Annotated in this window: 21 protein-coding genes and 1 tRNA gene; 5 read left to right on the forward strand and 17 right to left on the reverse strand. The window is 62.4% G+C overall.

Features of this window, described 5'->3' with window-relative positions; all coding sequences use genetic code 11:
- The 10 genes from pheT to DNK06_RS13415 form a co-directional block, all read right to left on the reverse strand.
- Nucleotides 1-2,379: a phenylalanine--tRNA ligase subunit beta gene (gene pheT / locus DNK06_RS13370; protein WP_131180491.1), complete on the reverse strand. Its 2,379-nt coding sequence runs from the start codon at nucleotides 2,377-2,379 to the stop codon at nucleotides 1-3.
- A 46-nt stretch (nucleotides 2,380-2,425) separates the two neighbouring features.
- Nucleotides 2,426-3,442, reverse strand: a complete 1,017-nt coding sequence (gene pheS / locus DNK06_RS13375) for a phenylalanine--tRNA ligase subunit alpha (RefSeq protein ID WP_070883499.1) — start codon at nucleotides 3,440-3,442, stop codon at nucleotides 2,426-2,428.
- 97 nt (nucleotides 3,443-3,539) lie between these two features.
- The gene (gene rplT / locus DNK06_RS13380) at nucleotides 3,540-3,896 is read right to left on the reverse strand and encodes a 50S ribosomal protein L20 (protein WP_003461224.1); all 357 of its coding nucleotides are present in this window, start codon (nucleotides 3,894-3,896) and stop codon (nucleotides 3,540-3,542) included.
- Nucleotides 3,897-3,923: 27 nt separating this feature from the next.
- Nucleotides 3,924-4,118 carry a 50S ribosomal protein L35 gene (gene rpmI, locus DNK06_RS13385; protein WP_042552869.1) on the reverse strand — a complete coding sequence of 65 codons (195 nt, stop codon included), beginning with the start codon at nucleotides 4,116-4,118 and terminating at the stop codon, nucleotides 3,924-3,926.
- Between the two features lie 60 nt (nucleotides 4,119-4,178).
- Nucleotides 4,179-4,730, reverse strand: coding sequence for a translation initiation factor IF-3 (infC, locus tag DNK06_RS13390; RefSeq protein WP_207390023.1), 552 nt, complete (start codon nucleotides 4,728-4,730; stop codon nucleotides 4,179-4,181).
- Nucleotides 4,730-6,652 carry a threonine--tRNA ligase gene (thrS, locus tag DNK06_RS13395; protein WP_131180493.1) on the reverse strand — a complete coding sequence of 641 codons (1,923 nt, stop codon included), beginning with the start codon at nucleotides 6,650-6,652 and terminating at the stop codon, nucleotides 4,730-4,732. Before thrS ends, infC begins: the two co-directional genes overlap by 1 nt.
- Nucleotides 6,653-6,947: 295 nt before the next feature.
- Nucleotides 6,948-7,024 (reverse strand) — tRNA-Val (locus tag DNK06_RS13400).
- 327 nt (nucleotides 7,025-7,351) lie between these two features.
- A complete protein-coding gene (locus tag DNK06_RS13405) occupies nucleotides 7,352-8,311 on the reverse strand; it encodes a PA2778 family cysteine peptidase (protein WP_131180494.1) in 960 nt (319 codons plus the stop codon).
- Entirely contained in the window at nucleotides 8,296-8,697 is a 402-nt protein-coding gene (locus tag DNK06_RS13410) for a PA2779 family protein (RefSeq protein WP_131180495.1), read from the reverse strand. Before DNK06_RS13410 ends, DNK06_RS13405 begins: the two co-directional genes overlap by 16 nt.
- A 194-nt stretch (nucleotides 8,698-8,891) precedes the next feature.
- Nucleotides 8,892-9,785 carry a LysR family transcriptional regulator gene (locus tag DNK06_RS13415; RefSeq protein ID WP_131180496.1) on the reverse strand — a complete coding sequence of 298 codons (894 nt, stop codon included), beginning with the start codon at nucleotides 9,783-9,785 and terminating at the stop codon, nucleotides 8,892-8,894.
- A 158-nt stretch (nucleotides 9,786-9,943) separates the two neighbouring features.
- Here DNK06_RS13415 and dkgB point away from each other — a divergent pair, with 158 nt between their 5' ends.
- Nucleotides 9,944-10,747, forward strand: coding sequence for a 2,5-didehydrogluconate reductase DkgB (gene dkgB / locus DNK06_RS13420; protein ID WP_131180497.1), 804 nt, complete (start codon nucleotides 9,944-9,946; stop codon nucleotides 10,745-10,747).
- On the opposite strand, the gene arfB is transcribed toward dkgB, so the two are convergent.
- The gene (gene arfB, locus DNK06_RS13425; protein ID WP_042552863.1) at nucleotides 10,744-11,157 is read right to left on the reverse strand and encodes an alternative ribosome rescue aminoacyl-tRNA hydrolase ArfB; all 414 of its coding nucleotides are present in this window, start codon (nucleotides 11,155-11,157) and stop codon (nucleotides 10,744-10,746) included. The genes dkgB and arfB overlap by 4 nt on opposite strands.
- 148 nt (nucleotides 11,158-11,305) lie before the next feature.
- Between arfB and DNK06_RS13430 the strand changes: the two genes are divergently transcribed.
- Nucleotides 11,306-12,439, forward strand: a complete 1,134-nt coding sequence (locus DNK06_RS13430) for a metal-dependent hydrolase (RefSeq protein ID WP_131180498.1) — start codon at nucleotides 11,306-11,308, stop codon at nucleotides 12,437-12,439.
- Between the two features lie 155 nt (nucleotides 12,440-12,594).
- Here DNK06_RS13430 and DNK06_RS13435 read toward each other — a convergent pair whose 3' ends face one another.
- From DNK06_RS13435 to hppD, 6 genes are all read right to left on the reverse strand, one after another.
- Nucleotides 12,595-14,550: a methyl-accepting chemotaxis protein gene (locus DNK06_RS13435; protein WP_131180499.1), complete on the reverse strand. Its 1,956-nt coding sequence runs from the start codon at nucleotides 14,548-14,550 to the stop codon at nucleotides 12,595-12,597.
- Between the two features lie 282 nt (nucleotides 14,551-14,832).
- Nucleotides 14,833-16,221: an amino acid permease gene (locus DNK06_RS13440; protein WP_131180500.1), complete on the reverse strand. Its 1,389-nt coding sequence runs from the start codon at nucleotides 16,219-16,221 to the stop codon at nucleotides 14,833-14,835.
- Nucleotides 16,222-16,325: 104 nt separating this feature from the next.
- The gene (gene maiA / locus DNK06_RS13445) at nucleotides 16,326-16,976 is read right to left on the reverse strand and encodes a maleylacetoacetate isomerase (protein WP_242674665.1); all 651 of its coding nucleotides are present in this window, start codon (nucleotides 16,974-16,976) and stop codon (nucleotides 16,326-16,328) included.
- Nucleotides 16,977-17,055: 79 nt separating this feature from the next.
- On the reverse strand, nucleotides 17,056-18,036 hold the full coding sequence (locus DNK06_RS13450; protein WP_131180502.1) for a fumarylacetoacetate hydrolase family protein: 981 nt from the start codon (nucleotides 18,034-18,036) through the stop codon (nucleotides 17,056-17,058).
- A complete protein-coding gene (locus DNK06_RS13455) occupies nucleotides 18,036-19,175 on the reverse strand; it encodes a homogentisate 1,2-dioxygenase (RefSeq protein ID WP_131180503.1) in 1,140 nt (379 codons plus the stop codon). Before DNK06_RS13455 ends, DNK06_RS13450 begins: the two co-directional genes overlap by 1 nt.
- A 3-nt stretch (nucleotides 19,176-19,178) precedes the next feature.
- The gene (hppD, locus tag DNK06_RS13460) at nucleotides 19,179-20,273 is read right to left on the reverse strand and encodes a 4-hydroxyphenylpyruvate dioxygenase (RefSeq protein ID WP_131180504.1); all 1,095 of its coding nucleotides are present in this window, start codon (nucleotides 20,271-20,273) and stop codon (nucleotides 19,179-19,181) included.
- Between the two features lie 298 nt (nucleotides 20,274-20,571).
- Between hppD and DNK06_RS13465 the strand changes: the two genes are divergently transcribed.
- The 3 genes from DNK06_RS13465 (at nucleotide 20,572) to DNK06_RS13475 (ending at nucleotide 23,386) form a co-directional block, all read left to right on the forward strand.
- Nucleotides 20,572-21,174 carry a hypothetical protein gene (locus DNK06_RS13465; protein ID WP_131180505.1) on the forward strand — a complete coding sequence of 201 codons (603 nt, stop codon included), beginning with the start codon at nucleotides 20,572-20,574 and terminating at the stop codon, nucleotides 21,172-21,174.
- 119 nt (nucleotides 21,175-21,293) lie between these two features.
- Nucleotides 21,294-22,070, forward strand: coding sequence for an efflux RND transporter periplasmic adaptor subunit (locus tag DNK06_RS13470; RefSeq protein WP_131180506.1), 777 nt, complete (start codon nucleotides 21,294-21,296; stop codon nucleotides 22,068-22,070).
- The gene (locus tag DNK06_RS13475) at nucleotides 22,067-23,386 is read left to right on the forward strand and encodes an efflux RND transporter periplasmic adaptor subunit (protein WP_131180507.1); all 1,320 of its coding nucleotides are present in this window, start codon (nucleotides 22,067-22,069) and stop codon (nucleotides 23,384-23,386) included. Before DNK06_RS13470 ends, DNK06_RS13475 begins: the two co-directional genes overlap by 4 nt.
- Nucleotide 23,387 lies beyond the last annotated feature (1 nt).

Below are 23,387 nucleotides of genomic sequence, written 5' to 3' on the forward strand. Positions count from 1 at the left end.
CTAGTTCCTTAACGTGGCGTTGAACCTTTGTTCCAGGGAGGTGAGGATGTTCTGGGTTGCGGTGCTCACCTCATCGTCATTTAGAGTGCGCGATGGATGCTGCCAGGTCAAGCCAACGGCGAGGCTTTTTCTAAGCGGATCAATGCCTTTACCATGATAAACATCAAACAACCTGAGGTCGGTGAGCCATTCGCCGGCCTGCTCGCGGATATCGGCCAGCAAATGCTGGGCTGGCACGTCGCGGTCGACCAGCAAAGCCAGGTCGCGGCGCACTTCGGGGAAGCGCGACAGTTCCTTGAATGCCGGCATGCGGCCCTGGGTGATTTCACTCAGCACCAGCTCGAACAGGAACAGCGGCTGATCCAGGCCCAGGGTCTTGGCCAGCTCCGGGTGGATGGCACCCACGTAGCCGACCAGGCGCCCTTCCCGCTCGATGCGTGCGGTCTGGCCCGGATGCAGGGCACTGTGCTCACCCGGCACGAAGGCGAAGCTGCCGATGTCGCCAGCTGCAGCCAGCAGGGCTTCCACGTCTGCCTTGGCGTCGTAGAAATCCACGCCGTCACGGCCATGGGCCCAGCTCTCCGGCAGGCGGCTGCCGGTGATCACGCCAGCCAGCATCGGCTCTTGCTTGAGTTCGTCCAGCCGGCCAACGAAGCGCAGGCCGCTTTCGAACAGGCGCACGCGCGACTGCTGACGGTTGAGGTTGTGCTCCACGGCTTTGACCAGGCCCGGCCACAGCGAGGCGCGCATGGCGGCCATGTCGGCAGAGATCGGGTTGGCCAGGGTCAGTGGCTGCACGCCCGGGCTGAACAGTTCGAACAGCTTGGGATCGATGAAGCTGTAGGTGATCGCTTCCTGGTAACCACGGGCTACCAGCAGACGGCGCAGCGCCGGCAGATCGGCCACGGCCTCGGCCTTGGTCTGTGGTGCCAGACGCGCCTGCGGGTAACGCACCGGCAGGCGGTTGTAGCCGTACAGGCGGGCCAGCTCTTCGATCAGGTCGACTTCCAGGCTGATGTCGAAGCGGTGGCTCGGCACTTTGACCAGCCACTGCCCTGCCCCTTGGGCTTCGATACCCAGGCCCAGGGCGCCGAGCAGTTTGACGATCAGCTCGTCATCGAGCTTGAGGCCGAGCATCTGCTCGACGCGCTCGGCACGCAGGCTGATCGGTGCGATGTTCGGCAGTTGAGCGGCATCGACCGCTTCGATGATCGGGCCGGCTTCGCCGCCGACGATCTCCAGCAGCAGCGCAGTGGCGCGCTCCATGGCTTCGCGGGCCAGTTGCCAGTCCACGCCACGCTCGAAGCGGTGCGAGGAGTCGGTGTGCAGGCCGTAGGAACGGGCCTTGCCAGCGACGGCGATGGTGTCGAAGAAGGCGCTTTCGAGGAACAGGTCGCGAGTGCTGTCGCTGACGCCGCTGTGCTCGCCCCCCATCACGCCGGCGATGGCCAGGGCGCGCTGGTGGTCGGCGATGACCAGGGTGTCGGCACGCAGGCTGACTTCCTGGCCGTCGAGCAGTACCAGCTTCTCGCCCTCTTCGGCCATGCGCACACGAATGCCGCCCTGGATCACGTCGAGGTCGAAGGCGTGCATTGGCTGGCCGAGTTCGAGCATCACATAGTTGGTGACGTCTACCGCGGCGTCGATGCTGCGTACGTCGGCGCGGCGCAGGCGTTCGACCATCCAGCGCGGGGTCGGCCTGGACAGATCGACATTGCGCACCACGCGGCCCAGGTAACGCGGGCAGGCCTCGGTGGCGAGCACGTCGACCGGGCGCACTTCGTCGTGGGCCGGGGCGACTGCGGCGACTTGCGGGCGGGTTACCGGCACATCGTACAAGGCGCCGACTTCACGGGCCAGACCAGCCAGCGACAGGCAGTCGCCGCGGTTCGGAGTGAGGTCGACTTCGATGCTGACGTCATTCAGCTCGAAGTACTCGCGGATGTCCTGGCCTACCGGCGCATCAGCCGGCAGTTCCAGCAGGCCGTCGTTGTCTTCGCTGATCTGCAGCTCGGAGGCCGAGCAGAGCATGCCGTTGGATTCGACGCCGCGCAGCTTGGCCTTCTTGATCTTGAAGTCGCCAGGCAGTTCGGCGCCGATCATGGCGAACGGGATCTTCAGGCCGGGGCGCACGTTGGGCGCGCCGCACACCACCTGGAAGGTTTCGCTGCCGTTGCTGACCTGGCATACACGCAGTTTGTCGGCGTCCGGATGCTGCTCGGTGCTCAGCACCTCGCCCACGATCACGCCGCTGAAGGCGCCGGCCACCGGGCTGACGCTGTCGACTTCGAGGCCGGCCATGGAGAGGCGCGCGACCAGTTCGTCACGGGAAACCTGCGGGCTGACCCAGCTGCGCAGCCACTGTTCACTGAATTTCATACTGTCTGTTCTCCTGATCCGATTCGATTACAAAATGCGAGAGGTACTAGCGAAATTGCGCCAGGAACCGCAGATCGTTATCGAAGAACAGCCGTAAGTCGTTTACCCCGTAGCGCAGCATGGCCAGGCGCTCGACGCCCATGCCGAAGGCGAAGCCGGAGTATTTTTCCGGGTCGATGCCTGACATGCGCAGCACGTTCGGGTGCACCATGCCGCAGCCCATCACTTCCAGCCAACCGGTCTGCTTGCACACGCGGCAGCCTTTGCCGCTGCACATCACGCACTGCATGTCGACTTCGGCCGATGGCTCGGTGAACGGGAAGAACGAAGGGCGGAAGCGCACGCCCAGGGGCTTCTCGAAGAACACGCGGAGGAATTCCTCGATGGTGCCCTTGAGGTCGGCGAAGCTCACGCCCTCGTCGACCAGCAGGCCTTCGACCTGGTGGAACATCGGCGAGTGGGTGATATCGGAATCGCAACGGTACACGCGGCCCGGGCAGACGATACGAATCGGCGGCTGCTGGGACTCCATGGTGCGCACCTGCACCGGCGAGGTATGGGTGCGCAGCAGCATGTTGGCGTTGAAATAGAAGGTGTCGTGCATGGCACGCGCCGGGTGGTGGCCCGGAATGTTGAGCGCCTCGAAGTTGTGGTAGTCGTTCTCCACTTCGGGGCCTTCGGCGATGCCGTAACCAATGCGCGTAAAGAATTGCTCGACGCGCTCCAGGGTACGGGTAACCGGGTGCAGGCCACCCGATGCCTGGCCACGGCCCGGCAGGGTGACATCGATACGTTCGGCGGCGAGCTTGGCGCTCAGCGCGGCCGATTCGAGAATCTCTTTACGGCTGTTGAGGGCGTCCTGGACGCGCTCCTTGGCCGAGTTGATCAGAGCGCCCGCCTTGGGACGTTCTTCGGCAGACAGGTTGCCCAGAGTCTTCATCACCTGGGTCAGTTCGCCTTTCTTGCCCAGATAGTGAACCCGCAGTTGCTCCAGGGCGTTCACATCGTCGGTGTGGCTGACGGCCTCAAGCGCTTGCGAGACCAGCACATCCAGATTTTCCATTTACAGACTCCAGATACGAAACAGGGGAAGAGCTTGAAGGCTCTTCCCCTATTGGTGACGTTTAGCACCGGGCCGAAACCCGGTGATTGTCGGGGACTTAAGCCAGTACGGCTTTCGCTTTCTCGACAATCGCAGCAAACGCCGCTTTTTCGTTCACTGCCAGATCAGCCAGAACCTTACGGTCGATTTCGATCGACGCTTTTTTCAGGCCAGCGATCAAGCGGCTGTAGGACAGACCGTTGACGCGAGCACCAGCGTTGATACGAGCGATCCACAGAGCGCGGAACTGACGTTTTTTCTGACGACGGTCACGGTAGGCATATTGACCAGCCTTGATGACAGCCTGCTTGGCAACACGGAATACGCGCGAACGTGCACCGTAGTAGCCTTTAGCGAGTTTCAGAATTTTTTTGTGACGAGCACGAGCGATAACGCCACGCTTAACACGAGCCATGAGTAATTTCCTCTATCTTGACCGAGATTAACGAACGCGCAGCATGCGCGCGACCTTTGCAACGTCAGACGGATGCACCATGGTGCTGCCGCGCAGGTGACGCTTACGTTTGGTCGACATCTTGGTCAGGATGTGGCTCTTGAAAGCGTGTTTGTGCTTGAAGCCGGTGGCGGTTTTCAGGAAACGCTTAGCCGCACCGCTTTTGGTTTTCATCTTTGGCATGTTCGGATACTCCGCATTCAGTTGATATAGATAACCATAAGGCCTGCCGTGCCCTGGAGGTTACTTCTTGCGTTTGGGAGCGATGACCATCATCAGTTGGCGTCCTTCCATCTTAGGATGCTGTTCGACGGTACCGTATTCGATCAGGTCAGCTTCGACCCGCTTCAACAGTTCCATACCCAGCTCCTGGTGGGCCATCTCACGACCACGGAATCTCAGAGAGATCTTGGCCTTGTCCCCTTCCATCAGGAAACGTACCAGGTTGCGAAGTTTTACCTGGTAATCCCCATCTTCCGTCCCTGGACGAAACTTGATTTCTTTAATTTGCTGCTGGTGCTGGTTTTTCTTGGCAATCGCTGCCTGCTTCTTCTTTTCGAAGAGGTGCTTGCCGTAATCCATGATCCGGCAAACCGGCGGCAATGCGTCCGCAGAAATTTCCACCAGATCCAGCTTGGCGTCTTCGGCTATTCTAAGCGCTTCATCAATCGAGACGATGCCAATCTGCTCGCCCTCAGCGCCAATTAACCGAACCTCGCGTGCCGAGATATTCTCGTTGATCGGGGCCTTCGGTGCAGCTCGTTTATCTTGTCTCATTTCACGCTTAATAATAATTACTCCAAATCTTGGCGACCGCGCCGGGAAACCGCTTGTGCGAGCAACTCATTGAATTGGGCGACGGGCATGGAGCCCAGGTCGGCACCTTCACGGGTACGCACAGCGACAGTTTGCGTCTCGACTTCACGATCCCCGATGACCAGCAGATAGGGAACCTTGAGCAGAGTATGCTCGCGGATTTTAAAGCCTATCTTCTCGTTCCTCAAGTCGGACTTGGCACGATAGCCGCTTTGAGTGAGCGTTTTTTCCACTTCGAGGGCGAAATCGGCCTGTTTGTCGGTGATATTCATCACCACCGCCTGGGTTGGCGCCAGCCAAGCCGGAAATGCGCCTTCGTAGTGCTCGATCAGAATTCCGATGAAACGCTCGAAGGAACCGAGGATCGCGCGGTGCAGCATGACCGGAACCTTGCGGCTGTTGTCTTCGGAAACGTAGCTCGCTTCCAGACGCTGCGGCATGTTCGGATCGTATTGCAGGGTGCCGCACTGCCAGGCGCGGCCCAGGCAGTCGAGCAGCGTGAATTCGATCTTCGGGCCGTAGAACGCGCCCTCGCCCGGCAGGTATTCCCACGGCAGGCCAGCATCGTTCAAAGCGTCGGCCAGGGCTTTCTCGGCGCGATCCCAGAAGGCGTCATCGCCGACGCGCTTGGCCGGACGGGTGGAGAGCTTCATCTTGATGTCGCTGAAACCGAAGTCCGAGTATACCTGCAGGGTCAGCTTGATGAAGTCGGCCGCTTCTTTCTTCACCTGTTCTTCGGTGCAGAAGATGTGCGCGTCGTCCTGAGTGAAGCCGCGCACGCGCATGATGCCGTGCAGCGCGCCGGACGCCTCGTTACGGTGGCAGGAGCCGAACTCGGCCAGACGCAGCGGCAGCTCGCGGTAGCTCTTCAGGCCCTGATTGAAGATCTGCACGTGGCACGGGCAGTTCATCGGCTTGATGGCGTAGTCGCGGCTTTCCGACTCGGTGGTGAACATGTTGTCGGCGTAGTTGCCCCAGTGCCCGGACTTTTCCCACAGCACACGGTCGACGACCTGTGGGGTACGGACTTCCTGGTAGCCATTTTCGCGCTGCACGCCACGCATGTACTGCTCGAGCACCTGGTAGATGGTCCAGCCATTGGGGTGCCAGAACACCATGCCCGGCGCTTCTTCCTGGGTATGGAACAGATCCAGGCGTTTGCCGATCTTGCGGTGATCGCGCTTCTCGGCTTCTTCGATGCGCTGGATGTAGGCCGCCAGTTGCTTCTTGTCAGCCCAGGCAGTGCCGTAGATGCGCTGCAGCTGCTCGTTCTTGGCATCGCCACGCCAGTAGGCGCCGGACAGCTTGGTCAGCTTGAATGCCTTGAGGAAGCGGGTATTGGGCACGTGCGGACCACGGCACATGTCCACGTACTCTTCGTGGTAGTACAGGCCCATGGCCTGCTCGTTCGGCATGTCTTCGACGAGGCGCAGTTTGTAGTCTTCGCCGCGGGACTGGAACACGTCGATGACGCCGGCGCGCGGTGTCACTTTCTTGATGACGTCGTAGTCCTTGTCGATCAGCTCCTTCATGCGCGCTTCGATGGCGGTGACGTCATCCGGCGTGAAGGGGCGTTCGTAGGCGATGTCGTAATAGAAGCCATCGTCGATCACCGGGCCGATGACCATGCGCGCAGTCGGGTACAGCTGCTTGACCGCGTGGCCGATCAGGTGGGCGCAGGAGTGACGGATGATTTCCACACCCTCGTCGTCCTTGGGCGTGATGATCTGCAGGGTCGCATCGGTTTCGATGAGGTCGCAGGCGTCGACGAGACGGCCATTGACCTTGCCGGCAACGGTGGCTTTCGCCAGACCGGCACCAATGGATTGCGCCACCTCGAGTACGGATACCGGGTGATCGAACGAACGCTGACTGCCGTCGGGAAGAGTAATGATGGGCATGGCGCCTCCTCTCCTAGTGGTGACCTCTACCAAAGGCCACGTGGGTTGGGATGAGCCAGTAAGCGATCCGGTGGCGTATCTGCCATACAGAGGCAGGAGCCGTGAGGCTGGCCACAGAACCGCAGTCACTGGAAGGTGTGAAACGGTGGATGCTTTCAGAATCATGACCGCCTGACAAGACGGCCAAAAAATTTCCGGGAGAAATTTTTGACGTCGCGAAGCGACGGCCCGGAGGGTGACCACCAAGGATGGTGGTCACAAAAAAAATGGCCGCCGAAGCGACCATTTTTAAATTTGGTAGGCACAATTGGATTCGAACCAACGACCCCCACCATGTCAAGGTGGTGCTCTAACCAACTGAGCTATGTGCCTGCTGTGGGTGCGCATTCTACGGAGGCGCGCTGAAGAGTCAATACCCTTTTTCGCTAACTGACTAAAAAAACTGAGTTTTTTGGGTTTGCTGCGATGAAAGCATGGTCGTAGTGTGTTGCGCCCAGCGCGCCCGTAGGGTGGAAAACGCTTCATCTTTCCACCGTTGCGATCGCACGCGAGACGGCGAGCCGGCAACGATACGAAACCATGCGTGGATGAAAAGAGCGTCAGATACGCACCCCGCCCCATCCTACCGCAGCCTAACCCGGATGAGCCCGCCTGCAAGAACGGCGCTCATCGAGCGCCGTTCTGTTTTGCGTGAATCCGTTATTGGGCCGGGCAGGCAATGGGGGCCGTGCATTGGCCGGATACGTTGCCTTGCTTGCCAATGACGCTGAAGCGTTCGTCGTCCGGCGCCAGTCGCTGGGCACACTGACGGGCGCTGGTGGCTTCGGCCTTGCAGCCGCGCTCATCCATTACCTGGGACAGGTTGAACCAGCCCGCGGCGAAATCCGGTTGGCGGCTGACGCTCTCGCGTAACGCGGTTTCGGCGCCGCGCAGGTCACCGCCGGCATAACGGCTATTGGCCAGGGCAAACCAGCCTACGGCCTGCTCCGGCCAACGCTGGGTCGCGGTGCGATAAGCGTGCTGGGCGGCATCCTTGCGGCCGACCTCTTCCAGGTCTGCGGCGGCCTTGAGCCATACGGTCGGTTCGGCGGTAGCTGGCAACGTGTCCGGGGACATTGTCACGACTGCCCAGCGACTGCCTCGCGCCCAGGTTTTATCGAATGCGGCGAAGTCGGTCACCCAGCGTCGCGTGGTACCGGAGCGCAGAATGAGCGTCTGCTCGCGGCGGTCGTAGCCCACCAGCACCGCGAAATGCCACTGCGGGTACCAGTCGAACGCCAGGTTCTGCAGCACCAGCACGGGGTTGCCGGCGGCCACTTCGGCAAGCAGCGCATCGAGCTTCGGCTTGAGCGGGTAGACGAGCAGATCGTGGGAGCGCGCCGCAGCGACCATTTCCACCTGCAGGCTGCCTTCGCGACCCGGGATGTAGACCTGGTTCTGCAGGAAACCTGGCGTTGTCAGCACACCGCGCTGGTTGAGCATGGTCGCCAAGGCAGCCGGCCCACACTGGTAGGCAGTCTGCGGATAAAAGGGAACGCTGCTGAGTTCGACTCGCTCAGGCAGGCGCTCGGCCTCCGGTGAAAGAACCGGAGACCTGGCGCATGCACTGAGCAGGACGATCAGAAGTGAAGCGAGTAGTGGTCTTAGCGATTTATGCATTTCACGAAACTGAAGAGGTTTGTGGCGCAGAGCATATCGGTGATGATGAAGATCACCAAGAACAACACGATCACGCCAACTACACCGGCACCGGCCGGCGCTTCAGACAGTTGCGCATTGAATTGCGACAGTTCGGCGCTGGTCAGGTTGTTGATGCGGTTTTCCACCTGATCACGCTCGACACCCATGGCGAGCAGCTTTTCCTTGACCTGCTGATCGTCGAGCATCGACAGCAGTTGCTGACGGTCGACCTGCTGTTGCTGCTCGGTGAGCACTTCACCCGTACCGATCATCGCGGCATTGGCGAGTGGAACCTGAACGATCATCAGGACATGGAACACTGCCAGCATGGCAGCCAGACGACGAAAGAATGGGGATGTGGTCATTTTGGTATCTCCTTATCAACCATAATCCTAGACCCCTGTGGCAGACAGCCAGTTCCACCTATATCCGCGGCCCCTTCGATATGCGCTGTAGCCCAGTAAAATCGGGCGCTCGGGCGCGCATCGACAACGCCCCGAAACGGCGAAAACCGGCCCGAAAAGCCACCCGCTCCTTGCACGCCCGAAACCGCAAAAACTCAAGCCGTCGCACCCAGCTGACTGCTCAGGTAATCGAGAAAACAGGTGATGCGCGAAGTGAGCGCGGTATTACGGTAGTAGACGGCGTGGATCGGCTGACGGACTTCCACGGTGTGCGCCGTCAGGATCTGCACCAGATCACCAGCGGCGCGGTCGCGATGGGTCATGAAATCCGCCAGGCAGACGATACCGGCGTCAGCCAGAGCCAATTGCCGCAACGTTTCACCACTGGATGCCTGCAGGCTGGGTTCGATGGTCAATCTATCGCCCAAAGGATGACGCAACGGCCATTGGTTAAGGCTTTCCGGCTGGGTGAAGCCGAGCAGGCTGTGCGCTTTCAGCGCCTCGACGCTGGCCGGCACACCATGGGTTTCAAGATAAGCCGGGCTGGCCAGCACGCGCAGGCGATTGCTACCCAGTGGCCGGGCATGCAGTGTCGAGTCGCGCAGCGGGCCGATGCGGATCGCCACGTCGGTGCGCTGCTCGATCAGGTCGATTATTTCATCGCTGCTGTGCAGCTCCAGTTCGATATTCGGATAACGCTCACGAAAGCCCTTCACCAGCGGCACCACCGCATGCAGCATGAACGGCGCGGCAGCGTTGATGCGCAACCGCCCGGCCGGCGTCTGCCGACGCACGCGCATCTGCTCCTCGGCCTCCTCGACGCTATCGAGAATGCGCCGTGCCTGGACGAGAAAAGCCTGACCTTCTTCGGTCAGTTCCAGACGTCGGGTAGTACGTTGCAAGAGCGTGACATCGAGCTTTTCTTCCAGCCGACTGAGAGCCCGGCTAATGCCCGAAGCGGTCTGCCCCAGTTGCTGCGCGGCGGCACTGATGGAACCGCTGGCCACCACGGTGCTGAAGGCAAGGAGTTCGTCGAGGGTGGTCTTCATGGGCGCCATTCGTGAGTGCAGGTCAAATATGTTCTGCATGAGACGCGGTTTTTCCGCATAAGTCCACGCTACATACTGGTTCACGAATCCAGCGCAACAACCTCTGGACAGCGCTGTCAGCTACAGACAATCGTCCATTCCATATAAGGAGCCTCTCAATGCAGCAGATTCCCGCCCTCGGCCTCGGCACCTTCCGCCTCAAGGATCAGCAGGTCATCGACTCGGTACGCAACGGCCTGGAGCTTGGCTACCGGCATATCGACACCGCGCAGATCTACGGCAACGAGGCAGAAGTGGGTCAGGCCATCGCCGAAAGCGCCGTGCCGCGCAGCGAACTGTTCGTCACCACCAAGATCTGGGTCGACAACCTGGGCGCAGACAAACTGATCCCCAGCCTGGAAGAAAGCCTGCGCAAGCTGCGCCTCGATCAGGTCGATCTGACGCTGATCCACTGGCCTTCGCCCAAGGATGAAATCCAGGTGGCCGAATACATGGCCGCGCTGCTGGAGGCCAAGGCCGCTGGCCTGACCGCACTGATCGGGGTCTCCAACTTCACCAACGCGCACCTGCAACAGGCCATGGAAGTGGTCGGCGCCGATCAGATCGCTACCCACCAGGTGGAAGTCCACCCGTTCCTGCAGAACCGCAAGGTAGTCGAATTCGCCAAGGAGCATGGCATTCACCTGACCGCCTATATGCCGCTGGCCTACGGCAAGGTCATGACCGATCCGGTGATCCAGGACATCGCCGCCAGGCACGCCGCCAATCCGGCTCAGGTCGCGCTGGCGTGGGCTCTGCAGCAGGGCTTCGCGGTGATTCCGTCGTCGACCAAACGCGCCAACCTGGAAAGCAACCTGGGGGCGCTGCAGTTGACGCTCAGCGAACAGGACATGGCCGCCATCGCCAAGCTGGAGCGCGGCGAGCGCCTGGCCAATCCGGATTTCGCCCCGCACTGGGATTAGAAGTCGACCTTGCCCCTGCCCGCCTTGATCGCCCCGCGCTTGGTCTTGCCTTCCAGCCGACGCTTTTTCGAGCCGAGGGTCGGCTTGGTCGGGCGCCGGGCCTTTTCGGTTTTACCCGCCGAACGAATCAGCTCCGCCAGCCGCTCCAGGGCGTCGGCGCGGTTCTGCTCCTGAGTGCGATATTGCTGGGCCTTGATGATCACCACGCCATCGGCAGTGATGCGGCTGTCACGCAGGGCCAGCAGGCGCTCTTTGTAGAACGGCGGCAATGACGACGCCTGGCTGTCGAAGCGCAGGTGCATGGCGCTGGACACCTTGTTGACGTTCTGCCCGCCCGCGCCCTGGGCGCGGATCGCGGTGAGTTCGACTTCGTCGTCAGGCAGATGAATGCTGTTGGAAATGACCAGCATGGTGCGCCTTGTCTGGGGTGGGCATGCAGGATAGCCCATGGCAGACGCAGCATGGTTGAAACCTTTGCTTGAAATTTCCTTCTACGAATAACCAAGCGCTCAAGTAAGTTAAGCGGCCGCACCTCATTACAGAGCACGAGAGAGCCCCATGGACTCGATTACCCAAGCCGTACTCGGCGCCAGCATTCAGGGCGCCTTGCTGGGTCGCTGGCAGGGACGCAAGGCTCTGCTCTACGGTGCGGTGCTGGGCACCCTGCCGGATCTGGATGTGGTCATCGATTATGGCGACTCGGTAGCCGCCATGACCTACCACCGTGGTTTCAGCCATTCGCTGTTCGTGCTCAGCGGCTTCGCCCTGCTGCTGACCTGGCTGCTACGACAGTGGCGACCAAACCCAGGTTATTCGGCGCGACGGCTGTTTCTGGCGATCTGGCTGGTGTTGATCACCCATCCGCTGCTCGATGCCTTTACCAGTTACGGCACGCAACTACTCTGGCCTTTCGCCCCCACGCCAGCGGCCTGGTCGAGCATCTTCATCATCGATCCGATCTACAGCCTGCCGCTGCTTGGCGCGGTGATCTATGGCCTGATCAGTGGATTGCGTGACAAGGCCAACCCAGCCATCAACTGGGCCCTGGCCTTCTCTACCGTCTACCTGGCCTCGACCCTGGGCGGCAAATACATGGCCGAGCATCGGGTGGAAAAGGAACTCGCGCGCCAGGGTATCGAGGCGGAGGCCATTTTCAGCTCGCCAACGCCTTTCAATACGCTGCTGTGGCGGGTCATCGTGATCGAAGGCGAGGATTATCACGAAGCGCTGGTCGGCTGGTTCGACGGCACGCCGCCAGTGCTGGAACGAATACCGCGCGGCGCGGCGCTGGGCGAGGCGCTGAGCGACTCGCTTCCCCATCAGCGACTGAAGTGGTTCACCAATGACGTGCTGCGCTACGACCGGATCGGCGACCATCTGGTGGTGACCGACATTCGCCTGGGCATGACGGGTTTCCACCCGTTCCGCTTCGACTTCGCCCATTGGCAGGGTGATCTCTGGCAGGTGCAGCCCTATATCGAGCGCTGGCCAACGGAGCGTGGTGACATGCAACGCCTGGCTTTGCTCTGGCAGCGCATCTGGCAACCTTCCACACCAGTACCGCTGGCGCTCTGGGCCAGCGAGCTGAGTCACTACCCGCAAGGCGACAGCTCACCACCCGATACCGACCTCGCACCCGGCCGCAAAGCCGCCAGCTCAGCGAAGAAGGACGCCGCCGACCCGGCGCTGTAAAGCGATAGCCGGGCTATGTGGGGCTGGTGTTCATCCACCAGAGCGGTGGGTCTGTGACATCGATGGTGGAACGGTGAAGCGGGTTCCACCCTACGAAAAGCAGACCGTGGTTGAGCGGAGCGAAACCCGGGAAACGCTCCCGGGTATCGTTGGCTTCAGGTTCGGAACTGGCGCACCAGACCTTGCAGCTCGACGCCAAGGCGCGCCAGTTCGGCGCTCGAGGCCGCGGTCTGCTGGCTGGCACTGGCGCTCTGCTCGCCGATATCGCGTACCCGGGTAATGCTCTCGCTGATGGTTTCCGCAACGGCGCTCTGCTCTTCCGCTGCCGCAGCGATCTGCTGGTTCATCTGCTCGATGGTGCTCACCGCCTGAGTGATGCGGCCAAGGGCATCGCCTGCCTCGCCCGCCAGGCTCACGGTACGCTGAGTCAACGTGCGGCTACCTTCCATCTGGGTGGCAGCACCATTGGCCAGGCGCTGCAGATTGGCGATCAGATTTTCGATTTCCTGGGTCGAATCATGGGTGCGACGCGCCAGTGCTCGCACTTCGTCTGCCACGACAGCGAACCCACGGCCCTGATCGCCCGCACGGGCGGCTTCGATGGCGGCATTGAGCGCCAACAGGTTGGTCTGCTCGGCGACCGCACGGATCACTTCCAGCACGCTGCCGATACGCCCACTTTCCTGGTTCAGCTCCTGCATGACTTCGGACGACTGCTCGACTTCCTGGGCCAGCTTGCCGATCTGACTGATGGCCTGCTGCACCACCTGATTGCCCTGCTGGGCTTCACGGTCGGCATCGGCGGCGGCCAGCGAGGCCTGCTCGGCGTTCTGCGCCACTTCCTGCACGGTGGCCGCCATCTGGTGCATGGCGGTGGCGGTCTGTTCGGTTTCCAGCTTCTGGGTCTGCACGCCGGCACTGGTCTGGGCGGTGATCGCCGAGAGCTGCTCAGCCGCCGCGGCGATTTGCCCGACACCGCCGCCAATGCGGCCGACCAGATCGCGCAGGCTGCGGGTCATGCCCTGCATGGCTTCGAGCAGTTGGCCGAGTTCGTCGTGACGATCCTGAGGCAGATCCTGGCTCAAGTCGCCCTCGGCGATGCGGCGGGCGAAGGCCACGGTCTGACGTAGCGGCGCGACGATGGAGCGACTGATGCTCAGCGCTGCGAACAAGCCGATCAGCACCGCCGCGACACCCATGCTGGCAAACACCAATATGGCGTTACGGCTGCCATCGGTCATGCTCTGCTCTTCGATATTCTTGGCCTGCTCGGCCAGCACCAGCACCTGATCGGCCTGCTGCAACATGGCCGCATCGCCGGCCTTGCTCTGCTCATATACCTGCTGATAGTTGGTAAAGGCCTGCTGATAATTACCGAGCGCCTCCAACGCGGCTTCGATGGCACGCTTCTGGTCATCGTTGAGCCATACCATCAGCCCGTTGGCCGATGATTGCAGGTCATAGCTGACGAAGTTCCAGTCTTCCAGCGCAGCCGGCGAGCCGTCGATGATGAACTGACTTTCGTGGCCACGCAGTTCGAGCATGCGCTTGCTGAGGTTGGAGGCGGTTTCCGCCAGGGTCAGCGGGTCGCTGCCGCGTAACTGGTCGCCGGCCAGGCGCAATTCACGCACGGCGTCGTACATGCCCAGCTCGATCATCTCGAACTGGCTGCGCGCCTCCTCGGCCGCCTCGGCCATCTGGGTGCGAGCTTCGGCGGCGCGTACCTGCAGTTGCACACTGGCATCGAACTGCTGCAGATAATCGGCAGTGGCAGTGTCCATGCCTTGCAGGCGCTCGCGCTCGGCGGGTGTGGCACTGGCGATCAGCTCGGCCAGCCCGGCCCGTACCTTGGCGAGTTGCTCACGCATGCGCTGCGCGTCGGCCTCGCTGTGGCTCAAGGCGTAATCACGTTCCATGCGCCGCGCACCGAGTATCTGCGCATCTATGGTCGACAGCCCCAGGGACTGGGCGTGCCCCTGCATCACCGCCTGCACGGCGACGAAGCCGCTACCGGTCACGGCAACGGTCAACAAGAGCACCAGGCCAAACCCCATCAGAAGTTTCTTGCCCACGGAAAGGTCGACGAACAGTCGAGTGGCAGAATGCAACATCCTAAGCGGCTCCATTTGTTTTTATAGACTGCAGTGCACGAGCGCCTCTACAGCGGCGCTATTCATGGCTCTCGAAAGGTCATCGGCCACGTGGCGCAAAGCCTTAGCGAAAAAGGCCCGGTGAGCGGCGATATTGAGTGGCCACTATACCTTCACGCGTCCGGCGAGGATTGTCGCAAGGCAACAAAAGGTCGCAGCGTGGCGACCAATGGTCAGCAGGTTGGCGAAAATGGCACCCGCAGTACCTTGCACTGCGGGTGCTCGAAACGGCGGCTCCGGCGGTTACCGCCCCAGTCTGCGCTGGCGCAGTTGATAGCAGCCCCAGATGAACAGCAGCCAGAACGGGATGGCGAAGACCGACATGCGAATGCCTGGAATGAACAGCATCACGCCGAGGATGAACAGCACGAAGGCCAGGCACAGGTAGTTGGCGAAGGGGAACCAGAACGCCTTGAATGAAGGCTTCACGCCCTTGGCCTGCATGGCCTTGCGGAACTTGATGTGGGCCAGGCTGATCATCGCCCAGTTGATCACCAGGGCAGCGACCACCAGGGACATCAGCAACTCCAGCGCGCTCTTCGGCACCAGGTAATTGACCACCACGCAGAGCAGCGTGAACGTCGCCGAGAAAAAGATCGCCAGCACCGGCACGCCACGCTTGTCGACCTTGAGCAGCGACCTGGGCGCATTACCCTGCTCCGCCAAGCCGTAAAGCATGCGGCTGTTGCAGTATACGCCGCTGTTGTAGACCGACAACGCCGCGGTGAGCACCACGAAGTTGAGGATGTGCGCGGCGGTGTCGCTGCCGATCAACGAGAAGATCTGTACGAAGGGGCTGCTGCCGTAGGAGTCGCCACCCGCGGTCAGGGTTGCCACCAGGTCGTCCCAGGGGTGCAGCGACAGCAGCACGGTCAGCGCGCCGATGTAGAAGATCAGGATGCGGTAGACCACCTGGTTGATCGCCTTGGGGATCACCGTCTTCGGCTGATCGGCCTCGGCCGCTGTAATGCCCACCAGTTCCAGGCCGCCGAAGGAGAACATGATGATGGCCATCATCATCACCAGCCCCGATACGCCGTTGGGGAAGAACCCACCGTGGCTCCACAGGTTGCTCACCGAAGCCTGTTCACCGCCTGCACCGCTGAACAACAGGTAGCAGCCGAGCAGGATCATGCCCATGATCGCCACCACCTTGATGATCGAGAACCAGAACTCGGCCTCGCCGAACACCCGCACGTTGGTCAGGTTGATCGCGTTGATGACCACGAAGAACACCGCCGCGGTAGTCCAGGAGGGAACCTCCGGCCACCAGTACTGCACGTACTTGCCCACCGCCGTGAGTTCGGCCATGCCGACCAGTACGTAGAGCACCCAGTAGTTCCAGCCCGAGAGAAAGCCCGCGAACGGCCCCCAGTAAGCATGCGCGAAGTGGCTGAAGGAGCCGGCTACCGGCTCTTCGACGATCATTTCGCCGAGCTGGCGCATGATCAGGAAGGCGATGAAGCCGCCAATCGCGTAACCGAGGATCATCGACGGCCCGGCGGACGCCATGACCCCGGCGGAACCGAGGAACAGACCGGTTCCGATGGCACCGCCCAGGGCGATCAATTGAATATGACGGTTCTTCAGGCCGCGCTTGAGCGGGCCTGTCTGGAGCATTTCGCTTGGCATCTCTCACCTGTGGGTGATCGACCGTGACGGGATCGAACCCGCTCGGCTCGTGGCCTGGCGGAATGGCTTGGGTTGTTTCTCGCTCGCAGTTACCGGCCGGCGGCTCACTGCGCGTCGGGCTGGGCATCCGGCGCGGCTTGCCGAAACGCATCGAGGGCTTCACAGCGTGCGGTCAGAGCGAGGATGCGAGGGTACGCATCGAGGTCACAGTCGAAACGGCGCGCATTGTACACCTGTGGAATCAAACAGGCTTCCAGATAGCCGGGCCGCTTACCGAGGGAAAATGTTTCACCGTACGCCATCAGCCCCTGCTCCACGGCCGCCAGGCCTTCGGCCAGCCAATGCCGGTACCAGGCGCTTTTCTCCTGTTCGGACGCGCCCAGCTCGCGCCCGAGATACTGCAGCACCCTCAGGTTGTTGAGCGGATGCACCTCGCAAGCGATATGCAGCGCCATGGCACGCACCGCCGCGCGCTCGAGTGGATCGCCCGGCAGTAGCGCCGGCACCGGAAAGATCTCGTCGAGGTATTCGAGAATCGCAAGGGACTGGGCGATCCGCACGCCACCGCTCCCTTCATCCACCAGCAATGGCACCAGCCCCTGAGGGTTCAGCGCCTTGTATGCCTCCCCATGCTGTTCACCGCCGTCCCTGACCAGGTGCACGGGCACCTGGCAATAGCTCAGCCCCTTGAGGTTGAGCGCAATGCGCACCCGGTAGGCGGCGCTGGAACGCCAGTAGCCGTATAACGTCAACACGGTGACCTCCATATTTCCTGCAGGATCCGGGGTAACGAATCGCCCGCAAGCGAGCTCCTTCGGACGGATACCGGCACCGCTAGCTGTATCGTTCGACCTGCTGGTCGATGGCGCCGAAGATGCTTGCGCCAGTGGCATCGAACATCTCGATGCGCACCCGGTCGCCGAACTTGAGAAACGGCGTTTTCGCCTCGCCGTACTCGAGCACTTCCAGCATGCGTTTTTCGGCCAGGCAGCTGGAACCGGCACTGCGGTCGTAGTTCGAGACGGTGCCCGAGCCGATGATCGTGCCGCTGCCCAGAGGCCGGGTGCGGGCGGCGTGGGCGATCAGCGTGGGGAAATCGAAGGTCATGTCGGTGCCGGCATCGGGCTGGCCGAACAGCCGCTCGTTGATATGCGACACCAGTGGCCGGTGCACCCGCCCCTCACGCCAGCTATCGCCCAGTTCGTCCGGCGTGACCGCCACCGGCGAGAAACTCGACGACGGCTTGCTCTGGTAGAAGCCGAAACCCTTGGCCAACTCGCCGGGAATCAGGTTGCGCAGCGACACATCGTTGACCAGCAGCAACAACTGGATGTGCCCGAGTGCCTGGGCAGGCGTGGCTCCCATGGGCACGTCGTCGGTGATCACTGCCAGCTCGGCTTCCAGATCGATGCCCCAGGCTTCGTCGCCCAGGCGGATCGGCGCGTGGGGCGGGATGAAGGTGTCCGCGCCGCCCTGATACATCAGCGGCTCGTGCCAGAACGACTCGGGCATCTCGGCGCCGCGGGCCTTGCGCACCAGCTCGACATGATTGACGTAGGCACTGCCATCGGCCCAGTGATAGGCGCGCGGCAACGGGCTATGGCAATCGCCCTGGTGGAAATCGAATGCGCCGGACTCCAGACCGTCATTGAGGCGCTGATAAACCGACTCCAACTGCGGCCGTTTGCTGGGCCACTCATCCAGCGCGGCCTGCAGCGTATGGGCGATCTGCGGCACAGCAACGGCGCGGGACAGATCGCGGGAAACGACCACGAGCACGCCGTCGCGGCCCTGGTTCAGTGATGCGAGTTTCATCAGGATTCCTTACCCGGCGCGCGCCAGGAATTCACGTACTCGGCGACATCCACCGCAGCGGCGGCGTCAGCCACTTCCAGGGCACGGCGCGTGTCGATCATCACCGCCACTTCTTCGGCGAAGGTGGCCGGATCGGTCTGCGCCTTCTTCAGCGCCTTGGGATGTGGCCCATGAGGGAACCCGCAAGGGTGCAGGGTGACCATGCCGGCTTCGATATTGTCGCGGCTGAAGAAATTGCCACGGTGGTAGAACAGCACTTCGTCGTAGTCGTCATTGTTGTGGAAGAACGGCACCTTGAGCGCACCGGGGTCGGATTCCACCGGTCGAGGCGTGAAGGTGCAGACCACGAAACCATTGGCGACGAAGGTGGTGTGCGCCGAAGGCGGCAGGTGATAGCGATGGCTCATCAGCGGGCGGATATCGCGCCAGTTCAGACGCACCACGGTGTTGTCACCGTGCCAGCCCACTGCATCCAGCGGGTTGTAGGGATAGGTCACGGTACTGATCTGGTTACGCCGCTTGATGCGGATCTGCCAGGTTCGCTCGTCCTGCTGGGCCTTGAAGGCGTCATCGATATGTGGGTGATCGAGCACCGCCGGGTCGAAGATCGCCTGGGGGCCGAGCAGGCCCTTGTCGGGCAGTTGATAGGCACCGTCGGTGTTCTCGATCAGCAGGAAGTGGCTGGGCGCCGTCGGCTCGATACGCCAGGCGGTGCCACGGGGAATCAGCAGGTAATCGCCGTCGCGGTATTCCAGGTGACCGAAATCGCAGTAGAAGTGCCCTGCTCCGTCATGCACGAACAGCAGTTCGTCGCCATCGCTGTTGCGTACCAGGTGATTCATGGCGCCGGCGGTCTTCCAGACGCGCAGGCGGATGTCGGCGTTGTGCAGGGTCAGCGGCGCTTGCAACGGGCAATCGTGCTCGCTGGGGATCTGGTTGAAGTTGAAGGCGTGGGGCCGCAACGGCCCCTGCCAATCGACCCAGCCGGTGGGTGGGTGCTTGTGATGCAAGTGGGTCACGGGGCCGAAGAAACCCTCACGGCCCATTTCCCGCTCGTAGGTCTCGGCCGGAAAATCGCAGTGAGCCTGGCGCGAGTGCTCGCCTTCACGCAGGGGAAAACTGATCCATTTGCGGCTCATGGGTTACTCCTCGGTGATCACGCCGCGACGCAACTGATCCTCTTCGATGGATTCGAACAAGGCCTTGAAGTTGCCCTCGCCGAACCCCTGGTTGCCCTTGCGCTGGATGATCTCGAAGAAGATCGGGCCGATCACCGTGTTGGTGAAGATCTGCAGCAGAATGCCGTCATCACCGGGCGCGCCATCGATCAGCAGGCTCAGCTCGCGCAACTCGTCCAGTGACTCGCCGTGCCCGGCCACGCGCTGGTCGACCTTCTCGTAGTAAGTGTCCGGCGTGCTCATGAAGGCTACGCCGTTGGCTTGCAGCTTGCGCACGGTGGCATAGATGTCATCGGTGGACAGCGCGATGTGCTGGATGCCCTCGCCGTGGTACTCGCGGATGAATTCCTCGATCTGCGACTTGTCGTCCGCCGACTCGTTGATTGGGATGCGGATCTTGCCGCAGGGCGCGGTCATGGCTCGGGAAACCAGGCCGGTGAGCTTGCCTTCGATACCGAAATAGCGAATCTCGCGAAAGCCGGCGATGCGCTCGTAGAAACCGGACCAGACATCCATTTGCCCACGCTTCACGTTGTGGGTGAGGTGGTCGATCATCTGCAGACCGACGGCGTTGTCGTCCGGGCCGCGGCCTTCGATGAATTCGAAGTCCACGTCATAGATGCTGTGTTCGCCGCTTTCGTTGGCATAACGGTCGACCAGATACAGCAGCGAGCCGCCGATGCCCTCGACGCAGGGAATGTTCAGCTCACCGAAGTTGGCGTGGCTGCCCACCAGGGTAGCGCCCTGCTGCTCGACATAGGCCGCCGCCTGGGCGGCGTTCCTGACCCGGAAGGCCATGGCGCAGGCGCTTGGCCCGTGCTTCTCGGCGAAGGCGTGCACGTGGCCGGTCGGGCTGCCATTGAGGACGAAGTTGATGCCGTGCTGCTGGAACAGCCAGACCTGCTTGCTGCGATGCTTGGCCGTTTCGGTGAAGCCCATGGAAGTGAACAGCTGGCGCAGCTGCTCGATGCCTTCGGGCGTGGGAGCGGTGAATTCGACGAATTCGAAACCGTCGGTTCCGATGGGGTTGTGCTGTTCGATCTTGGCCACGGCGTTCATGGGTTGTCCTCGTTGTCGTTATGGCTCCATAACAATCGAGGGAGTGATCAGGGGCAAGGCCATCGACCTGATCGTAAAGACCTACCGGGAGACACAGTGGCAAGGCTTCAATACATGCCGGGTGTACTGCCCAGTGATTCGGTGACTCCCAAGCCTCCAACCGCGCCAGCTTCGTAAACTTTTCTTTACGGAATGGTCGATTTCGCTGCCGATGGGATGAGGACTGAATAGCAGGGCAGACAATCGCAAATGATGCCAGAATGACATCAATCCAAGATGAGCCGACAACGAGGCCGCCATGAGCAGTGAAACGCCTTCCGAAGCCAAGAGCGCCGCCGCGTTCGATCTCGCGCCCGATAGCGATGAGGAGCGTCTGGACAGGCTGGAAAAAGCCAACCGTCTCAACCGCATACTGATCTTCGTGTTGGCGCTGCTGCTGTTCATCGTGCTGTCCAGCCTGGCCACGGCCGCCGTGGTGAAGATGCTGGCCGACGAACCACCGCCCTTCGACCCGCAAGCCTTCGCCACCCTGCAACACCGCGCCGAAGCACTGGAGAAGGAGCTGACCGGCCTGAAACAGGATCAGACGCGCCAGGATGCCTTGCTGAAACTGGCCACGGCTCCGCTTCCTTCCCCCTCGGCAGCCGCCGCTCCTGCAGCATCGCCCTCCCAGGACATTGCTGCCTTGCAACTCATGAGTCGCACTCTGCTTGGCCAGGAACAGAGTTTCCAGCAGAGCTTGCAGGCATTGAAAAGCGGCATGCGCGATCTGGCCGATATGATTCCCGGCTCACGCAGCTGGCTGGACGACTACAACGAGGAGTTGGACAAAGCCGTCAACGCCAGCGTGCAGCGGGCCAAGGCCGTGCAGCAATGGGCCGCCAGGCTGCCACAGCAATAGCGAATCTGGCCCCGGCAAAGATCCCGTTCTCGCCCCATTCATGACCTCGGAATCGGGTAATGTGCGCCGGACGGCTTATCTCGTACACTGCCTACACTCAACGTGCACGGACGCTTCCCATGCAACACACTCTCAAATGGATCTGCGCGGCGCTCGGCCTGATCAGCGCTATGGTCAGTGCCGATGAATTGCAGTTCGAGCTCATTCCGGATACCCCCGCCACGACCGTTGCGCAACGCAGCGCCCGCGGGGTTCTGCGCGCCCGCGACCAGGCCGTGCTGTCCAGTGAGCTGGCCGGACGCATCGTCGAAATGCCCTATGCCGATGGCCAGGATTTCAAGAAGGGCGAGGTCTTGGTTCGCTTCGACTGCAGCGCCTATCAGGCCCAGCTCAATGCCGCCCAGGCCGCCGTGCGCGCCGCGCGTGAGGAACTCAATCACAACCAGCAACTGGCCGCCCTCAACTCGGTCGGCCGCTTCGAAGTGACGCTGGCCGAGGCCAGACAGGCTCAGGCCCAGGCCGAAGCCCAGGTGTATCAGGTACAGGTCAAGCGTTGTGCCGTCAGCGCCCCGTTCGACGGTCGCCTGGTGCAGCGCAAGGTGCAGCCCCACGAAAGCGTGGCCAGTGGCACGCCCCTGCTGGAGATAGTCGACAACCGCACCCTGGAAGTGCACCTGCTGGTGCCCTCGGCCTGGCTGAACCGGCTCGAGCCCGGTGAGCGCTTCGAGTTCACCCCGGATGAGACCGGCCAGCCGCTGCAGGTCGAGGTCAGGCGCCTCGGCGCGCGTATCGACGAAGGCAGCCAGACCCTCCTGCTGATCGGCGCTCTGCCCGAGGCGGCGCCGGGCCTGCTGGCCGGTATGAGCGGCAGCGCGCGTTTCCCGGTGACGCCATGACCGCCCAGGTGGCCGGGCCAGTGGAGCGGGCCTTCGCCCAGTTCATCGCCCTCGAACAGCAGGCGCGGGCCGCGGCGGACACCGATGCCCTGGCCTATGTGCTGGTCAACGATGGCCAGGCGCTGTTCGGCTACCGCCACGCCGCCCTGCTGATCGCCGGCCGGGTCAGGGCCGTGACCGGCATCAGCGTGGTCGAGCCGAATGCCCCGTTCGTCGCCTTCGTCGAAAACGCCGCGCGCCAGTTGCTCGCCCAGGGCCAGTCGGACAAGGCCCATACCGTCGACCCGGCGACCCTGGACGAACAGACCCTGGCCGACTGGCGCGGCCTGTCGGCGGGCTCGGCGTTCTGGCTGCCGCTGCTCGACCGCCGCCAGCAAGCCTTCGGCGGCCTGTGGATCGCCCGTGACCAGGCCTGGAGCCAGGCCGAACAAGCCCTGCTCGCCCCGCTCGGCAACGCCTACGGCCATGCCTGGCTGGCCTTGCAGCCACGCAAGCCATGGCGCCTGCGCTGGCCGAAAAAGAAGATCGCCGCCGTGCTGGCCGCCGCCCTGCTGTTGCTGCTGGTGCCGGTACGCCAGTCGGTACTGGCGCCAGCCGAGGTGGTGCCGCTCGACGGCCAGGTGGTGGCGGCGCCCCTGGACGGGGTGATCGTCGAATTCCTGATCGAGCCCAACCAGCCGGTGCGCAAGGGCGATACCCTGCTGCGTTTCGACGCCACCGGCATCCGCGCCCAGGCGGACGTCGCCAGTCGCAGCCTGAGCGTCGCCGAGGCCGAGCTCAAGGCCAATGCCCAGCGCGCCTTCGCCGATGCCGAGGCCAACGCCCGCATCGACCTGTTCGCCGCCCGCGTCGAACAGAAGCGTGCCGAGCTCGTCTATGCCCGCGAACTGCTGGCACGCAGCGAGGTGAAGGCCGAGCGCGACGGTATCGCGGTGTTCGCCGACGCCCAGCGCTGGATCGGCAGGCCGGTGCAGACCGGCGAACGACTGATGGAAATCGCCGAACCGAGCCAGGCCGAACTGCGCATCGAACTGGCCGTGGCCGACGTCCTGGACTTCGCCGCGGACGCGCCGGTCGCGCTGTTCCTCGACAGCGACCCGTTGCATCGCCACGACGCCCGCCTGCGGCGCGTCGCCTACGAGGCACAGACGACCGCCAGCGGCCAGTTGGCCTATCGCCTCGACGCCGCCTTCGACGAGGCGCCGCCGCGCATCGGCCTGCGCGGAACCGCCAAGGTCTACGCCAGCTCGGTGCCGCTCGGCCTCTACCTGCTGCGCCGGCCCCTGGCGGCGCTGCGCCAGACCGTGGGTTTCTGAG

This window comes from Phytopseudomonas daroniae, from assembly GCF_004327285.1.
Lineage (GTDB): Bacteria > Pseudomonadota > Gammaproteobacteria > Pseudomonadales > Pseudomonadaceae > Aquipseudomonas > Aquipseudomonas daroniae.

Excerpts from the sequence above, each read along its gene's own strand:
- pheT (WP_131180491.1), bottom strand. The coding sequence starts at position 2,379 with ATGAAATTCAGTGAACAGTGGCTGCGCAGCTGGGTCAGCCCGCAGGTT.
- pheS (WP_070883499.1), bottom strand. The coding sequence starts at position 3,442 with ATGGAAAATCTGGATGTGCTGGTCTCGCAAGCGCTTGAGGCCGTCAGC.
- rplT (WP_003461224.1), bottom strand. The coding sequence starts at position 3,896 with ATGGCTCGTGTTAAGCGTGGCGTTATCGCTCGTGCTCGTCACAAAAAA.
- rpmI (WP_042552869.1), bottom strand. The coding sequence starts at position 4,118 with ATGCCAAAGATGAAAACCAAAAGCGGTGCGGCTAAGCGTTTCCTGAAA.
- thrS (WP_131180493.1), bottom strand. The coding sequence starts at position 6,652 with ATGCCCATCATTACTCTTCCCGACGGCAGTCAGCGTTCGTTCGATCAC.
- DNK06_RS13405 (WP_131180494.1), bottom strand. The coding sequence starts at position 8,311 with ATGCATAAATCGCTAAGACCACTACTCGCTTCACTTCTGATCGTCCTG.
- DNK06_RS13410 (WP_131180495.1), bottom strand. The coding sequence starts at position 8,697 with ATGACCACATCCCCATTCTTTCGTCGTCTGGCTGCCATGCTGGCAGTG.
- DNK06_RS13415 (WP_131180496.1), bottom strand. The coding sequence starts at position 9,785 with ATGAAGACCACCCTCGACGAACTCCTTGCCTTCAGCACCGTGGTGGCC.
- dkgB (WP_131180497.1), top strand. The coding sequence starts at position 9,944 with ATGCAGCAGATTCCCGCCCTCGGCCTCGGCACCTTCCGCCTCAAGGAT.
- arfB (WP_042552863.1), bottom strand. The coding sequence starts at position 11,157 with ATGCTGGTCATTTCCAACAGCATTCATCTGCCTGACGACGAAGTCGAA.
- DNK06_RS13430 (WP_131180498.1), top strand. The coding sequence starts at position 11,306 with ATGGACTCGATTACCCAAGCCGTACTCGGCGCCAGCATTCAGGGCGCC.
- DNK06_RS13435 (WP_131180499.1), bottom strand. The coding sequence starts at position 14,550 with ATGTTGCATTCTGCCACTCGACTGTTCGTCGACCTTTCCGTGGGCAAG.
- DNK06_RS13440 (WP_131180500.1), bottom strand. The coding sequence starts at position 16,221 with ATGCCAAGCGAAATGCTCCAGACAGGCCCGCTCAAGCGCGGCCTGAAG.
- DNK06_RS13450 (WP_131180502.1), bottom strand. The coding sequence starts at position 18,036 with ATGAAACTCGCATCACTGAACCAGGGCCGCGACGGCGTGCTCGTGGTC.
- DNK06_RS13455 (WP_131180503.1), bottom strand. The coding sequence starts at position 19,175 with ATGAGCCGCAAATGGATCAGTTTTCCCCTGCGTGAAGGCGAGCACTCG.
- hppD (WP_131180504.1), bottom strand. The coding sequence starts at position 20,273 with ATGAACGCCGTGGCCAAGATCGAACAGCACAACCCCATCGGAACCGAC.
- DNK06_RS13465 (WP_131180505.1), top strand. The coding sequence starts at position 20,572 with ATGAGCAGTGAAACGCCTTCCGAAGCCAAGAGCGCCGCCGCGTTCGAT.
- DNK06_RS13470 (WP_131180506.1), top strand. The coding sequence starts at position 21,294 with ATGCAACACACTCTCAAATGGATCTGCGCGGCGCTCGGCCTGATCAGC.
- DNK06_RS13475 (WP_131180507.1), top strand. The coding sequence starts at position 22,067 with ATGACCGCCCAGGTGGCCGGGCCAGTGGAGCGGGCCTTCGCCCAGTTC.